Here is a 14,478-nt window from a genome sequence, read left to right as displayed (position 1 = left end):
GACGAGCGTGTGAGCAGCGCGGCGCCGACGGGCCCGCAGACCCCCGCCCTCGAGGGCGGGCCGGTCTCCGCGGTGGTGATCCTGGCCGCGGGCGAGGGCAAGCGCATGCGCTCCTCGCGCTCCAAGCTCCTCCACGAGATCGCCGGGCACTCGATGCTCAGCTACGCCGTGGACGCCGCGACCGCGCTCGAGCCCGAGCACGTCGTCGTCGTGGTCGGCCACCTCCGCGAGCAGGTCGAGGCGCACCTCGACGAGATCGCCCCCCACGTCACGACCGTGGTCCAGACCGAGCAGCGCGGCACCGGCCACGCGGTGCAGGTGGCGCTGGCCGCGCTGCCGGAGCTGCACGGCGACGTCCTCGTGACCTACGGCGACGTGCCCATGCTGACCGCCGACACCCTCGCCGCCCTGGTCACGGAGCACCGGTCCGCCGGCACCGCCGTCTCGGTCCTCACCGCCCGGGTCGAGGACCCCACCGGCTACGGGCGGGTCGTGCGCGGCGCGGGCGAGGAGGTCCTCGCGATCGTCGAGCACCGCGACGCCAGCGAGGAGCAGCGGCGCATCGACGAGATCAACTCGGGCATCTACGTCTTCGAGGCCGAGACCCTGCGCGAGGGGCTGGCAGCGCTGCGCCCGACGAACGCGCAGGGCGAGCTCTACCTGACCGACGTCGTCGGCTCCGCCCGCGAGTCCGGCCGGCTGGTCGGGGCTCACGTGACGACCGACGCCTGGCAGACCGAGGGCGTCAACGACCGCGTGCAGCTCGCCCGGATGAACGCCGAGGTCAACCGTCGCGCGCTCGAGCGCTGGATGCGCGCTGGCGTGACGGTCGTCGACCCGGCGTCGACGTGGGTGCACGCCTCGGTCGACCTCGGCGAGGACGTCACGCTGCTGCCCGGCACCTCCCTGGAGGGCGCCACCTCCGTCGCCGCGGGCGCGACGATCGGGCCGGAGACGACGCTCGTCGACGTCGAGGTCGGTCCGGGCGCCACCGTCGTGCGCACCCACGGCTCGCTCGCGGTGATCGGCGCCGGCGCCAGCGTCGGCCCGTACGCCTACCTCCGGCCCGGCACCGTGCTGGGGGAGCGCGGCAAGATCGGCACCTTCGTCGAGACCAAGAACGCGCGCATCGGCGACCGGGCCAAGGTCCCGCACCTGACCTACGCCGGCGACGTCGAGGTCGGCGAGGACGCCAACATCGGCGCGGGCGTGATCTTCGCCAACTACGACGGCGTCACCAAGTCGCGGACCCGCGTCGGGCGCGCCAGCTTCGTCGGCAGCGACTCGACCCTCGTCGCCCCGGTGACGGTCGCCGACGGCGCCTACGTCGGCGCCGGGTCGACCGTGACCGGCGACGTCGGCGCCGGCGAGCTCGCGGTCAGCCGCGCCCGCCAGCGCAACGTCGCCGGCTGGGTCGCCCGCAAGCGCGCCGGCACCAAGACCGCCGCGGCGGCCGAGGCGGCCACGGCCGCCCGGGCCGGCGACGCCGCCCACGACGAGCCCGACGGCGCTTCCGAACCGCCCGAGGTCGAGCAGCACGTCGTCCACGCACCCCTGAGCGACCAAGAGGTCGTCGGCCACCCGGCAGACCCCCAACCTGACACCGAGAGGGAGTCGTGACCGGCTTCAAGCGGCCGAACGTCAAGCACCTGATGCTGTTCTCGGGGCGTGCCTACCCCGAGCTGGCGCAGGAGGTCTCGCAGATCCTCGACGTCGACATCGTGCCCACGCGGGCGATCAGCTACGCCAACTCCGAGATCTACGTCCGCTTCGAGGAGTCGGTGCGCGGCAGCGACGCCTACGTCCTGCAGAGCCACGCGGCCCCGGTCAACGAGTGGCTGATGGAGCAGCTGATCATGGTCGACGCGCTCAAGCGCGCCTCGGCCAAGCGGATCACCGTCGTCGCGCCCTTCTACCCGTACGCGCGCCAGGACAAGAAGCACCGCGGCCGCGAGCCGATCTCGGCCCGTCTGGTCGCCGACCTGTTCAAGACCGCCGGCGCCAACCGCCTGATGTCGGTCGACCTGCACGCCGCGCAGATCCAGGGCTTCTTCGACGGCCCCGTCGACCACCTGTGGTCGCTGCCGGTGCTCGCCGACTACGTCGAGAGCCGCTACGACAAGTCCGAGATGACCGTCGTCTCGCCCGACGCCGGTCGCGTACGCCTCGCCGACATGTGGAGCGACCGGCTCAACGTGCCGCTGGCGATCATCCACAAGCGCCGCGACCCCGACGTCGCCAACACCGTCGCCGTGCACGAGGTGGTCGGCGAGGTCGAGGGCCGCGTCTGCCTGCTCGTCGACGACATGATCGACACCGCCGGCACCATCTGCCAGGCGGCCGAGGCGCTCGTCGCCCGCGGGGCCAAGAAGGTCATCGCCGCCGCGACGCACCCGGTGCTGTCCGGCCCGGCGACGGAGCGGCTGACCAGCTCGGCGTTCGAGGAGGTCATCGTGACCAACACGCTGCCCATCCCCGAGGACCGCCGCCTCGACAAGCTGACCGTCCTCTCGATCGCCCCGCTGGTCGCCCGCGCGATCCGGGAGGTCTTCGAGGACGGTTCGGTGACGAGCCTGTTCGACGGGCAGAGCTGACCGCTCGTCCCTCTGCACCGAAGCGGATCCGTCGGTAGGGGCGCCGAGTGTGACGACACGCCGGTGATGTCCGGCTCGAGAATCGGATTCGTCCGGGGTGTCGTCACACTCGGCGCTCGAAGAGCTCGACCCACTCGGGCGTGAAGGTGGGTGCCGGCCCGGCATAGCCCCGCTGGACCAGGCGAGCGTGCACCTTCTCGACCAGCCGGCGGGGCCGGCGGGCTCGGTCGCGGGTGACGCGGATCGTGGTGAAGCCCGCCTCGGCGAAGGCGTCGTCGCGGTCGAGGTCGGTGTTCCACTGGCCCCGGTCACGGTGCTGGTCGCCGTCGTACTCGATCACCAGGCCGAACTCGTCCAGGAGCAGGTCCACGCGGCCGATCAGGCGCTCACCGTGGCCGAGCACCACGTTGGTCCGGGGTTCGGGGAGGCCGACGAGCACGAGGCACAGCCTCAGCCACGTCTCGCGCACGGAGTCGACCCGGTCGCGGACGAGCCCGGCCGCCCGCCGGGCATGACGGCAGGACCGTCCTCGTCGTGCGCTGGCGAGCCCTTGGAGCTCGGCCGGGGTGGAGCGGCCGAGCCGGCCGAGCGTGTCGCCGGCCGTCACCAGGTCCAGCAGGTCGAGGTCGGACGCCGCGGCCAGCCAGGCGTCAGCAGGCAGGGCGACGCCGCCTGCAGAGTTCGGGAGGTCGCGGAGCCGGTGCAGCCGGACCGTACGGTCCCGGGTCTGCGCCGCACCCGCGGTCGCGAGCCGTACGGGCAGGGGGTCGCCGACCTCGACCCCCAGCAGGTGGAGGGCGGTCACGCCGGTCAGGACCGCGTCGGCCGAGGCGCGGTAGCGTGCCCGGGCGCAGGAGTCGAGCAGTCGCGGGTCCACGTCGGAGTTGTAAGGAGAACCCCGGGTCCGTGCCGCCCGGGACGCGGTCTCCTGTGGACAGACGGACGGATTCGGGCGTACGCCCAGGCGTCGGCTAGGCTTCCCCGGTTGCCTCGGCGAGGGTCGCTGACCGTGATCGACAGGGCACCGGTTCTCCCAAGGGCCGGTCTGCGGTCGCACGCTGCTCCACGCCGGTGGCGACACCCGAGCTCCATCCCACCGTTCGTCGCATATGCAAGGAGTAGGTCCTAGTGCCCGAGGTCACGATCGTCGCCGAGGCGCGCACCGAGTTCGGCAAGGGTGCCGCCCGCCGGATCCGTCGTGCCGACAAGATCCCCGCCGTCCTGTACGGGCACGGCACCGATCCCGTCCACATCACGCTGCCGGGTCACGAGACCCTGCTGGCGCTGCGCACGGCCAACGCGCTTCTCTCCATCTCGCTCGACGGCAGCTCGCAGCTCGCCCTGCCCAAGCAGGTCCAGCGCGACCCGATCAAGCGCACCATCGAGCACGTCGACCTGGTGCTCGTCCGTCGCGGCGAGAAGGTCACCGTCGACGTCGCGGTCGTCCTCGAGGGCGAGGCCACGCCGGGCGCCCTGGTCGACCTCGTCGCCAACTCGGTGCCGCTCGAGGCCGAGGCCACGCACATCCCCACGCAGATCGCCGTGTCGATCGAGGGCGCCGAGGTCGGCACCCAGATCACCGCCGCCGACCTGCAGCTGCCGGAGGGCTCGACCCTGTCCGGGCTCGACCCCGAGTCGCTGATCGTCAACGTCACCGCGGCCCCGACCGCGGCGGACATCGAGGCCGACCTGGCCGAGGCCGAGGCCGAGGTCGGCATCGAGCCGACGCTGGCCGAGGGCACCGAGGCCGAGGGCGACGCCCCGGAGCAGCCGGAGTCCGCCGACGGCGACTCCGAGGGCTCCGCGAACGCCTGACCTGCCTGACGGAGGCAGCATGCTCTGGCTGGTGGTCGGGCTCGGCAACCCGGGCCCGACCTACGCCGGCCACCGCCACAACGTCGGCTTCATGGTCGTCGACGAGCTGGCGCGCCGTGGCGGCGCTCGCTTCGCCGCTGCGAAGGGCATCCGGGCCGAGACGGCCGACGTGCGCGTCGGCCCTCCCGGGCCCGACCAGCACCGGCTCGTCCTGGCCAAGTCGCGCACCTACATGAACGAGACGGGCGGGCCCGTCTCGGGCCTGCTGTCCTACTACAAGATCGAGCCGTCGGCCCTGGTCGTCGTGCACGACGAGCTGGACATCGACCCGACGCAGCTGCGGGTCAAGCACGGCGGCGGGGACAACGGGCACAACGGGCTCAAGTCGATCCGCCGCTCGATCGGCACCGGCGACTACTACCGCGTACGGATCGGCGTCGGCCGCCCTCCCGGTCGGCAGGACCCGGCCGACTTCCTGCTGAGCAACTTCGCCGCCTCGGCACGGACGGACGTCGAGATCGAGGTCCAGCGCGCCGCTGACGCGGTCGAGTCCCTCGTGGAGCAGGGCCTTGAGCGCACGCAGAGCGCGTTCAACTCCTGATCGTCGGCGTCCCTCACTCCTCAGGTCCGCTGAGCAACCTGGAGCGGCGGTAGAAGAGGTCGGCCGGGACGGCCGCGCGGAGTGCCGTGGTGACGCCCTCGGCGCCACGCCAGACCTTGGTCCCGATCATCACCGTGGACCCTTGAGCGCCGAACACGGCCAGCTCGTGCCCGTGCTCGTCCTCCTCGAGCACGCCGACGACGTCGGTCCAGCGAACTGACTGCACCTCGCCCTCGAGCATCACGTGCAGGCCGTCGTCGGTCAGGCACAGCTCGGCCTTCCGGGCGCTCGAGCTGATCGCGCGGGCCAGGAGCGGAGGACGGAACCGTCGTCCCGGAGGAAGGGGACCCGGGCCGAGCGGCTCTACCGAGGCCGGCTGCAGCCCCAGCTCCGCCAGGTCGAGCTCCGGGTGGTCGGGCAGCGCGAACAGCGCGTCCCCGGTCAGGCGCCGGAGGTACGCCGTGACCGTGCCCTCCTCGTCCGCGACCGTACGACGGTCGCCGACCGCGAGGCCTCTCCCGGCCACGCGGTCGAGGGCCTGGTCCAGGTCCCGCTCGAGCGAAGCCCGCCGGCCCTCGGCCGACAGCGCGAGCCGTTCGCGAGCCCTGCGCAGCTCCTCCGGCCGGGGCCCGTGCCCCAGGAGCGCGAGCACGGTGCGGACGAAGGCCTGCACGGCGGGCACCAGGCGCGCCTCGAGCGGGTCGGCCCCGATCATGAAGTCGCTGCCCCGTCCTCCCGACGCGTGGGGCACGTCGACGAAGTGCTCGTCGTCCAGCGCGTAGGTCAGGCCCTTCTCGTGACGCACGACGTCGAGCAGACGCTGGCGCACGAGCTCGACGGCAAGCTCGTCGAGCCGCTGCGGGTCCGGTGGGGGGAGCAGGAGGCTCACGAGGCAGGCCGGACCGTCCAGCAGGAGGGCCGCCGGTCCGGGGCGACGACGCGGGGCCACGCGCACGTGGGTCGGCACCGGCCCGTCGGCCAGGGGCAGCCGGAGGTCGGTCGGCATCGATCCCTCCACCAGGAGCACCGCGTTCTGCCGGACGAACCACCGGGCCGCTGCAGCGCGGACCTGCTCGGGCGTGAGCCCGTCCGGTCCTGGACCGACGACGCTCCCGCTGCCCAGGTCGACGAACCCGTAGCGAGCGGCCAGCAACGCGTGGTGGGGGCCGTCGTCGCCGTCGATCTCCGCCGCCACCACGGGGGCCTCGTCGGCCATCCGCGCCACCTTCGGGTGCGCGAGTGCCCGGCACAACCGCTCCAGGTGGTCGGCCACCAGCCGGGGTGGACCGGAGGCCGAGAACTCGGTGCGGCTCGGTCCGGTCGAGGCGTTCGCGTCGATGACGCTGTCGCCCGTCACGGCGTGCATGGCCAGGTGCTCGAGCATGTGGAGCACGCCCTGCTCGCGGAGCGTCTCGTCCCTCGAGCCGACCGCGAAGCAGAGCCGGACGTGGGTGACGTCGTCGTCGAGGGGGACGTGGACGACCTGGACCCCGTCGACGACGAGCCCGGGGTGCGCGCTGACCATGGCGGAAGCGTTCCACGGAGCACCGGGCCGCGTGGCGGATTTCTCGGTGGTGGCTCCACCGACCGAGGGGTCCGCCGCCCGCGCGACGGTTGGCTCCGATCAGTACAGTCTGACCAGTGAGTCTGGCTGGCCTGGTGCGCCTGTTCTGCACCGATCCCACCGTCGCCGAGACCGTCGGTGACGCGCGTTCACGCACGCGCCCAGCGCTCGACCTGACGGCCCCGCCCTCCATGCGGCCGCTGATCGCCGCGGCCCTGTCGGCCGCGCGCGACGAGGGCGGCGCCGACCGTCCCGTCCTGCTCGTCACCTCGACCTACCGCGAGGCCGAGGACCTGAGCGCCGCCTGCCAGTCGCTGCTCGGGACCGAGGCCGTCGCGTACTACCCGGCCTGGGAGACGCTGCCGCACGAGCGGCTCAGCCCCCGCTCCGACACGGTCGGGCGCCGGCTCGCGGTGCTGCGCCGCCTCGCCGGGCGCGACGAGCTGCCCCCGCCGCGCGTGGTCGTCGCCCCGGTCCGCAGCATCCTGCAGCCGCAGGTCAAGGGCCTGGCCGACCTGACGCCCGTACGGCTGGTCGTCGGCGAGGACTTCGACACGTCCGACCTGGCGGTCGCGCTGGTCGGGGCGGCGTACAACCGCGTGGACCTCGTCGAGCGGCGCGGGGAGTTCGCCGTCCGCGGCGGGATCGTCGACGTCTTCCCCCGACCGAGGAGCACCCGCTCCGCATCGACTTCTTCGGCGACACCGTCGAGGACATCCGCTACTTCACCGTCGCCGACCAGCGGTCGACCGACATCACGGTGCGCGAGGTCGTGGCGTCGCCCTGCCGCGAGCTGCTGCTCACCGACGAGGTCCGCAGCCGCGCCTTCGCCCTGTCGCAGGAGCACCCCGAGCTGGTCGAGATGCTCGACAAGATCGCGCAGGGCCACGCGGTCGACGGCATGGAGGCGCTCTCGCCCGTGCTCGTCGACGGCATGGAGCTGCTCGTCGAGCTCATGCCCGAGGGCACGCAGGTGCTGGTCTGCGACCCCGAGCTCGTCCGCGGCCGCGCGATCGACCTGGTGCGGACCAGCGAGGAGTTCCTGCACGCGTCCTGGGCCGCGGCGGCCGGCGGTGGCCAGGCGCCGATCGACCTGGGCGAGTCCTCCTACCGGCCGCTGGCCGAGGTGCGCGCGACCGCGCTCGCCCGCGGCCTGTCGTGGTGGACGCTGTCGCCGTTCAGCGCGGGCCCCGGCGAGAGCGCGGCCCCTTCGACAGGCTCAGGGGGCGTGGTCCGCACCGAGGACGGCGAGGTCGTCGACCTCAGCTCCGTCGCCCGCGAGGCCGGCGTCGTCAGCCGGACCGTCGCCGGGCACCCGGTCGAGGCCTACCGCGGCGACACCGACGCGGCGCTCAAGGAGGTCACCGCCCGCATCCGCGACGGCTGGCGCGTGCTCCTGATGGCCGAGGGCAAGGGCATCTCCGACCGCCTCGCCGAGGTGCTGACCAGCGCCGACCTGCCCGTGCGCCGGGTCGAGGCGCTCGACGACGAACCCGCCCCCGGCATCGCCACGGTCGTCTGCGGCGAGCTGACCCACGGCTTCGTGGCGAGCGCGCTCGACCTGCTCGTCCTCACCGCCCGTGACCTGTCCGGGCAGCGCCAGGCGGCCGACAAGTCGAGCCGCAAGATGCCCGCGCGGCGCAAGCAGACCATCGACCCGCTCGAGCTGAGCGGCGGCGACGCCGTCGTGCACGCCCAGCACGGGGTCGGGCGCTACGTCGAGATGGTGCAGCGCAGCGTCGGCAAGGACTCCGTGCGCGAGTACCTCGTCATCGAGTACGCGCCGAGCAAGCGCGGCCAGCCGGGCGACCGGCTCTACGTGCCGATGGACGCCCTCGACCAGGTCACCCGCTACGTCGGCGGGGAGAACCCGACGCTGGACAAGATGGGCGGCGGCGACTGGGCCAAGCGCAAGACGCGCGCCCGCAAGGCCGTTCGCGAGATCGCCGGTGAGCTGATCAAGCTGTACGCGGCCCGGCAGGCGACCCAGGGCCACGCCTTCGGCCCCGACACGGCCTGGCAGCGCGAGCTCGAGGACGCGTTCGGGTTCGTCGAGACGCCCGACCAGCTCGCCGCGGTCGAGGAGACCAAGCGCGACATGGAGCAGGTCGTGCCCATGGACCGCCTCATCTGCGGCGACGTCGGCTACGGCAAGACCGAGATCGCCGTGCGCGCGGCGTTCAAGGCCGTGCAGGACGGCAAGCAGGTCGCCGTCCTGGTGCCCACGACGCTGCTCGTGCAGCAGCACCACGGGACCTTCGCGGACCGCTACTCCGGCTTCCCGGTCAACGTCGCCCCGATCAGCCGCTTCCAGTCCAACGCCGAGGTCAAGGCGACGATCGAGGGCGTCGCCGAGGGCAAGGTCGACGTCGTCATCGGCACCCACCGCCTGCTGGGCGGGGAGATCAAGTTCAAGGACCTCGGCCTGGTGATCATCGACGAGGAGCAGCGCTTCGGCGTCGAGCACAAGGAGCAGCTCAAGCGGCTGCGCACCAGCGTCGACGTGCTCGCCATGTCGGCGACGCCGATCCCGCGCACGCTCGAGATGGCGATCACCGGCATCCGCGAGATGAGCACGATCGCGACGCCGCCGGAGGAGCGCCACCCGGTGCTGACCTTCGCCGGCCCGTACGACGAGGCGCAGGTGACCGCGGCGATCCGGCGCGAGCTGAGCCGCGAGGGCCAGGTCTTCTTCGTGCACAACCGGGTGCAGAGCATCGACAAGACCGCGGCGCGGATCAACGAGCTCGTGCCCGAGGCGCGGGTCGTCACCGCGCACGGCCAGATGGGCGAGCAGCGCCTCGAGCAGGTCATGGTCGACTTCTGGGAGCGCCGCGCCGACGTCCTGGTCTGCACCACGATCGTCGAGGCCGGCCTCGACATCAACACGGCCAACACCTTGATCGTCGACCGCTCCGACCAGCTCGGGCTCTCGCAGCTGCACCAGATCCGCGGGCGCGTCGGCCGGGGCCGCGAGCGCGGGTACGCGTACTTCCTCTACCCGCCGGAGAAGCCGCTGACCCAGACGGCGTACGACCGGCTGGCCACCATCGCGGCGCACACCGACCTCGGCGCGGGCATGGCCGTGGCCATGAAGGACCTCGAGATCCGCGGTGCCGGCAACATGCTCGGCGGCGAGCAGTCGGGCCACATCGCCGACGTCGGCTTCGACCTCTACATCCGGCTGGTGGGGGAGGCGGTCGCGGAGTACCGCGGCGACGACTCCGAGCCCGAGCCCGAGATGCGGATCGAGCTGCCGATCGACGCGCACCTGCCGACCGACTACGTCGAGTCGGAGCGGCTCCGCCTCGAGATGTACAAGCGCCTGGCCGAGGTGAAGAGCGAGGCCGACGTCAAGGCGATCGAGGCCGAGCTGCACGACCGCTACGGCACGCCGCCGCAGCCCTCGCTGAACCTGCTCGAGGTGGCGAGGTTCCGTCTCCTGGCGCGCGAGGGCGGGATCTCCGAGGTCGTGTCGCAGGGCAACTACATCCGCTTCGGCCCGGCCGACCTGCTCGAGTCCAAGCAGCTGCGGCTCAAGCGGCTCTACCCGCGCAGCGTGGTCAAGCAGTCGGCGCAGCACATCCTCGTGCCGCGTCCCCTCGCCGAGACGATCGGCGGGCCGGCGGTCACCGACCTCGAGCTGCTGCGCTGGTGCGCCAAGGTCGTGCGCGAGATCTTCCTGAGCTGACCCGCGCGGCTGCCCAGGCTGCTGGCCCGTCCGCTGGTCGGCCGGTCGGGAACCTGTGCGCGCACAGGTTCCGTGCACCGAGCGCAGGTTGCAACCTGGGCTCGGTGTCAGCAACCTCAGCGCGCACAGGTTCCCGACCACTCGTGGAGACCGCCCAGGTAACCGGACGGCGTCACCGGGTGGACGGTCGGAGGACGGTCGGGCGTGGCGCGACGGGTTCGGCGGGGCGGACCTCGGCGCGGGCTAGGATCGCGGAGGTTCGGTGCTGAGCCCGGACCTCGTCGTACGACTGGAAGGTCCCATGCGTCCCTGGTCCACCGCATCGCGCCGCTCCCGGACCGCCGCCGCCGCGGCCATGCTGGTCGGGGCCGGCGCCCTCGCCGGCTGCGCGAACGCCAACCCGGCCGTCGCCGCGTACGTCGACGGGACCCGCATCACGCAGACGCAGCTCGACGCCGCCGTCGCCGGGGTGCAGCAGACCGTGCAGGAGGGTCAGCAGGTCTCCCCGCAGGCCGTGCTCAACGCCATGGTCCACGGGGCGATCGCCGAGGACATCGCGGCGAAGAACGGCATCACGGTGACCGACGCCGACCGCGACGCGGTGCTCAAGGGCTCGAACCTGGAGCCGCTGCTCCCGATCCCGGCCGCCAAGGAGGTCGCGTACGACATCGCCGACCAGCAGATCGTCGCGCAGAAGGTGGGCTCGGAGCCGTACCTGCAGCAGATCGGCGAGCAGCAGGTGACGATCAACCCCCGCTACGGCGTGCTCGACGAGCAGCAGAAGCTCATCGACGGCGAGAAGTCCGGTTCGCTGGCCCGGCCGGCCAGCCCCAGCCCGACGCCCACGCCCTGAACGGCTCGTCCGCCCCGGACGCGGGGGACCGCGTGCGGGAGGTCGACCGCCTCGTCGCGGTGATGCACCGGCTGCGCGCCGACTGCCCCTGGGACGCGGAGCAGACGCACGCGTCCCTCGTGCCCTACCTCGTCGAGGAGGCCTGCGAGGTCGTCGAGGCGCTGGAGGACGGCACCACCGCCGACCAGCGCGAGGAGCTCGGCGACCTGCTGCTGCAGGTGGTCTTCCACGCGGAGCTGGCGTCCGAGGAGGGCGCCTTCGACCTCGGCGACGTCGCCGCGGGGATCGCCGACAAGCTCGTCTCAAGGCACCCGCACGTCTTCGAGACGGCCGACGTCCCGGAGGACCTGCACGCCACCTGGGAGCAGCGCAAGGCCGTCGAGAAGAACCGCGCCTCGGCGCTCGACGGCATCCCCGAGCGGCTCTCGGCCCTCGCGCGGGCGGCCAAGATCCTCTCGCGGGCCCGCTCGCGGCGGGTCCCGCTGGCCGAGCCCGAGGCGGTGGAACCCATCGACGAGCAGGAGCTGGGCGAGGCCCTGGTGCAGCTCGTCCGCCGGGCGCAGGCGTCCGGCCTGGACGCCGAGCAGTCCGCGCGCTCGGCCGTACGCCGTCTCGAGGTTCAGGTGCGCGACGCGGAGGCCGCTGCTCGTTAGGCTCGGCCCATGGCCGATCCGCAGATGCGTCGGGACGTCGAGGCGGCGCTCGCCGCGCGCCGGGAGCTCGGCCCGGAGTACGACGACCAGGTCGCCGCCGGCCTCGCCGACCGCATCGACGAGCTCGTCGCGGTCCGGATCGCCGACCAGCGGGGCGAGGTCTCCGAACGTCGGGCCGACCGCGAGGACGAGCGCTCGAGCCGTACGCAGCGCTTCGTGCTGGGCATCATCTCGATCGGCGGCGGCATCCCGATCAGCGGCATCGCGGCGACGCAGGTCGAGCCCGGCGGACTCGGTCTCGCGATCGCCTGGGCCGGCATCGTCGGCGTGAACGTCGCCGCCGTCTGGGGTGCCCGCCGCCGGCGCTGAGAGCCCCGGACGTGCCCTGAGCCTGTCGAGGAGTGCCCTTCGACAGGCTCAGGGATCGTGGCGCGGGCTCGGCGATCGTGGCCGAGCAGGGTGAGGGCCGGGGTCAGCCGTCGATGTTGCGGTTGCGCTGCCCGACGCCGAGCTCGCCGTACGGGTAGTCGGCGGCCTTCAGATCGCTCGCCTCGTCCAGCGCGGCGGTCTCGTCGGCCGTGAGGTGCAGCCCGGCGGCCTTGAGGTTGGTCTCGAGCTGCTGCGTCGTCCGGGCGCCGAGGATCGTCGACGTGACGGACGGGCGGTCGGTCACCCACGACAGCGCGACCTCGGCCATGGAGATGCCGCGGTCCTCGGCGATCTTCTGCACGGCGTCGATGGTGTTCCAGGTGCGCTCGGTGCCGCGCCGGTCCCAGGCCTCCATGCCGCGGTTGATGTTGTCGCCGAGACGGGTGTCGCCGGTCGGGCGCTCGTCGCGCTTGTACTTGCCCGACAGCCAGCCGCCGCCGAGCGGGCTCCACGGCAGCAGGCCCATGCCGACGTCGAGGGCGGCGGGCACGATCTCCCACTCGATCTCGCGCACGACGAGGCTGTACTGCGGCTGCAGCGTGACGGGCTCGTTCAGCCCCAGCGCCCGGGCGGTGTGCACGGCCTTGGTCAGCTGCCAGCCGGTGAAGTTCGACAGGCCGTAGTAGCCGATCTTGCCCTCGCGCACGAAGCCGTCGAGCGTCCGGAGGGTCTCATCCAGGGGAGTCAGCGCGTCGAAGGCGTGCACCTGGTAGAGGTCGACGTGGTCGAGCCCGAGCCGGGTCAGCGAGGCGTCGAGCGCCCGCGTGAGCTGGCGGCGGGAGAGGCCGGAGGCGTTGGGGCCGTCGCCCATCGGGAAGCGGCCCTTGGTCGCCAGCAAGACGCGGTCGGTCACGTCGCTCGGACGGTTCGCGAACCAGCGCCCGATGATCTCCTCCGAGACGCCGCGGGTGTACACGTTCGCGGTGTCGACGAAGGTGCCGCCGGCCTCGAGGAAGGTGTCGAGCTGCTCGTGCGAGCCGGCCTCGTCGGTCTCGTTGCCGAAGGTCATCGTGCCGAGGCACAGGGAGGAGACGGCGCATCCGCTGCGCCCGAGAGTGCGGTATTCCATGACCTGATCCTTACCCGTACGCCCGGGTGTCAGTCGACGGCCCCGCCGGACCCGGTCGCGCCGCCCGCCTGGTCGGCGTCCTCGCCGCGCGGCTTGGCGGCCACGCGGTGCAGCAGGGCCTTGACCTTGTCCGGGATCACCGCGGCCGCGGCCGCGGTCGCCTTGGTCATGGGGGAGGAGGCGGCGACCTTGGCCTTGCCGGCCATCAGCGCGTCGAACCCCTGGCGTGCGACCTCGGCCGGGTCGTCCATCGGGCCCTGCCCGAGCGCGGTGTCCTCGACGCCGGCCCGCTCCCAGAAGGGCGTGTCCGTCGGGCCGGGCATGAGCGCGGTCAGGGTCACCTCGGTCTCGGCCAGCTCGGCCTGCAGCGCCTGGGTGAAGGACTGCAGGAAGGACTTCGACGCGTTGTAGGTCGACTGGAAGGGACCCGGCATCTCCGAGGCGATCGAGGAGGTCACGAGGATGCGGCCGGCGTTGGCCAGGACCATGTCGTCGAGGACGAGCTTGGCCAGGTGGACGGTGCCGAGCACGTTCAGGCGGATGACGTCGAGCTCGTCGTCGAGGCTGTTGTCGACGAAGGCGCCGCCGCGTCCGATGCCGGCGTTGAGCGCGGCGACGGCGAGCGTGCGGCCGCGCGCCACCGTGGCGGCGTAGAGCGCCTCGACGCCCTCACCGGTGCGCAGGTCGGCGACGAAGGTCGTCACGTCCGCCCCGAGCGCGCGCAGCTCGCCCGCCACGCCCTCGATCGCGGCGTCCTCGGCGGTGACGAGGAGGTCGTGGCCGTGCCCGGCGAGCTGGCGCGCCAGCTCGAGGCCGATCCCGCTCGAGGCCCCGGTGACGAGGGCGAAGGGGCGGGCGTCGGGCTGCACGGTCTCTGGGGTCTGCTGGTCGCTCATGGGTCTGCGTTACCCGTACGCCACCCCGTGAAGCGCCAGCGCCCTCCCGCAGGGCGGGTGGGAGACTCGGCCCCGGGCACCCCGGTGCCGCGCACGCCGTCGACGAGGAGGTCCGCGTGGAGGTCCCGCTCCTGCCGTTCGCCCTCGGGGCGATCCTGGCGACCTTCGCCCTGGCCGTGCTGGGCTGGTGGGTGGCCTCGCGGGTCGAGCGCCGCCGCCGGACCGCGCGCCGCATCGCCGAGACCAACCGGAACTGGGAGCAGCAGGGCGGCGCCCGCCGTCCTCCCGGCCCGCCCCGCGCTGGCTGAGCCGC

The 14,478-nt window shown here is 73.0% G+C and carries 12 protein-coding genes and 1 pseudogene; 9 read left to right on the top strand and 4 right to left on the bottom strand.

All coding sequences use genetic code 11. From position 1 onward, the window contains the following. The first annotated feature begins 9 nt into the window (after positions 1-9). Together glmU and BLU42_RS13790 are read left to right on the top strand one after the other, a co-directional pair. On the top strand, positions 10-1,620 hold the full coding sequence (gene glmU / locus BLU42_RS13795; RefSeq protein WP_269457990.1) for a bifunctional UDP-N-acetylglucosamine diphosphorylase/glucosamine-1-phosphate N-acetyltransferase GlmU: 1,611 nt from the start codon (positions 10-12) through the stop codon (positions 1,618-1,620). After that, the gene (locus BLU42_RS13790; RefSeq protein WP_091075322.1) at positions 1,617-2,594 is read left to right on the top strand and encodes a ribose-phosphate diphosphokinase; all 978 of its coding nucleotides are present in this window, start codon (positions 1,617-1,619) and stop codon (positions 2,592-2,594) included. Before glmU ends, BLU42_RS13790 begins: the two co-directional genes overlap by 4 nt. 103 nt (positions 2,595-2,697) lie before the next feature. Here BLU42_RS13790 and BLU42_RS13785 read toward each other — a convergent pair whose 3' ends face one another. After that, positions 2,698-3,471 (bottom strand): DUF559 domain-containing protein, encoded by a 774-nt coding sequence (locus BLU42_RS13785; protein WP_091075318.1) that lies wholly within the window; start codon positions 3,469-3,471, stop codon positions 2,698-2,700. A 251-nt stretch (positions 3,472-3,722) separates the two neighbouring features. Here BLU42_RS13785 and BLU42_RS13780 point away from each other — a divergent pair, with 251 nt between their 5' ends. Next, positions 3,723-4,409 (top strand): 50S ribosomal protein L25/general stress protein Ctc, encoded by a 687-nt coding sequence (locus BLU42_RS13780; RefSeq protein ID WP_091075315.1) that lies wholly within the window; start codon positions 3,723-3,725, stop codon positions 4,407-4,409. A 19-nt stretch (positions 4,410-4,428) separates the two neighbouring features. Beyond that, positions 4,429-5,010, top strand: a complete 582-nt coding sequence (pth, locus tag BLU42_RS13775; protein WP_091075311.1) for an aminoacyl-tRNA hydrolase — start codon at positions 4,429-4,431, stop codon at positions 5,008-5,010. A 13-nt stretch (positions 5,011-5,023) separates the two neighbouring features. On the opposite strand, the gene BLU42_RS13770 is transcribed toward pth, so the two are convergent. Beyond that, a complete protein-coding gene (locus BLU42_RS13770) occupies positions 5,024-6,535 on the bottom strand; it encodes a M16 family metallopeptidase (RefSeq protein ID WP_091075307.1) in 1,512 nt (503 codons plus the stop codon). Between the two features lie 116 nt (positions 6,536-6,651). Between BLU42_RS13770 and mfd the strand changes: the two are divergent. The 4 genes and pseudogenes from mfd (at position 6,652) to BLU42_RS13750 (ending at position 12,140) form a co-directional block, all read left to right on the top strand. Continuing rightward, positions 6,652-10,265 (top strand): annotated as a pseudogene (gene mfd / locus BLU42_RS13765) (transcription-repair coupling factor). A 301-nt stretch (positions 10,266-10,566) separates the two neighbouring features. After that, positions 10,567-11,118 (top strand): SurA N-terminal domain-containing protein, encoded by a 552-nt coding sequence (locus tag BLU42_RS13760; protein WP_091075304.1) that lies wholly within the window; start codon positions 10,567-10,569, stop codon positions 11,116-11,118. 62 nt (positions 11,119-11,180) lie between these two features. Next, positions 11,181-11,771 (top strand): MazG family protein, encoded by a 591-nt coding sequence (locus BLU42_RS13755; RefSeq protein ID WP_091080497.1) that lies wholly within the window; start codon positions 11,181-11,183, stop codon positions 11,769-11,771. A 9-nt stretch (positions 11,772-11,780) separates the two neighbouring features. Then, positions 11,781-12,140, top strand: coding sequence for a hypothetical protein (locus BLU42_RS13750; RefSeq protein WP_091075301.1), 360 nt, complete (start codon positions 11,781-11,783; stop codon positions 12,138-12,140). Between the two features lie 103 nt (positions 12,141-12,243). Here BLU42_RS13750 and BLU42_RS13745 read toward each other — a convergent pair whose 3' ends face one another. Both BLU42_RS13745 and BLU42_RS13740 read right to left on the bottom strand, forming a co-directional pair. Continuing rightward, positions 12,244-13,269, bottom strand: a complete 1,026-nt coding sequence (locus BLU42_RS13745; RefSeq protein WP_091075297.1) for an aldo/keto reductase — start codon at positions 13,267-13,269, stop codon at positions 12,244-12,246. Between the two features lie 29 nt (positions 13,270-13,298). Further along, positions 13,299-14,165, bottom strand: a complete 867-nt coding sequence (locus BLU42_RS13740; protein ID WP_091075293.1) for an SDR family NAD(P)-dependent oxidoreductase — start codon at positions 14,163-14,165, stop codon at positions 13,299-13,301. A gap of 116 nt (positions 14,166-14,281) precedes the next feature. Here BLU42_RS13740 and BLU42_RS13735 point away from each other — a divergent pair, with 116 nt between their 5' ends. Further along, a complete protein-coding gene (locus BLU42_RS13735) occupies positions 14,282-14,473 on the top strand; it encodes a hypothetical protein (RefSeq protein WP_091075289.1) in 192 nt (63 codons plus the stop codon). Positions 14,474-14,478: the final 5 nt, after the last annotated feature.

The organism is Microlunatus sagamiharensis, from assembly GCF_900105785.1.
GTDB lineage: Bacteria > Actinomycetota > Actinomycetes > Propionibacteriales > Propionibacteriaceae > Microlunatus > Microlunatus sagamiharensis.
Note: the sequence above shows the minus strand (reverse complement) of the source record. Positions and strands in the feature narration are given on the sequence as shown.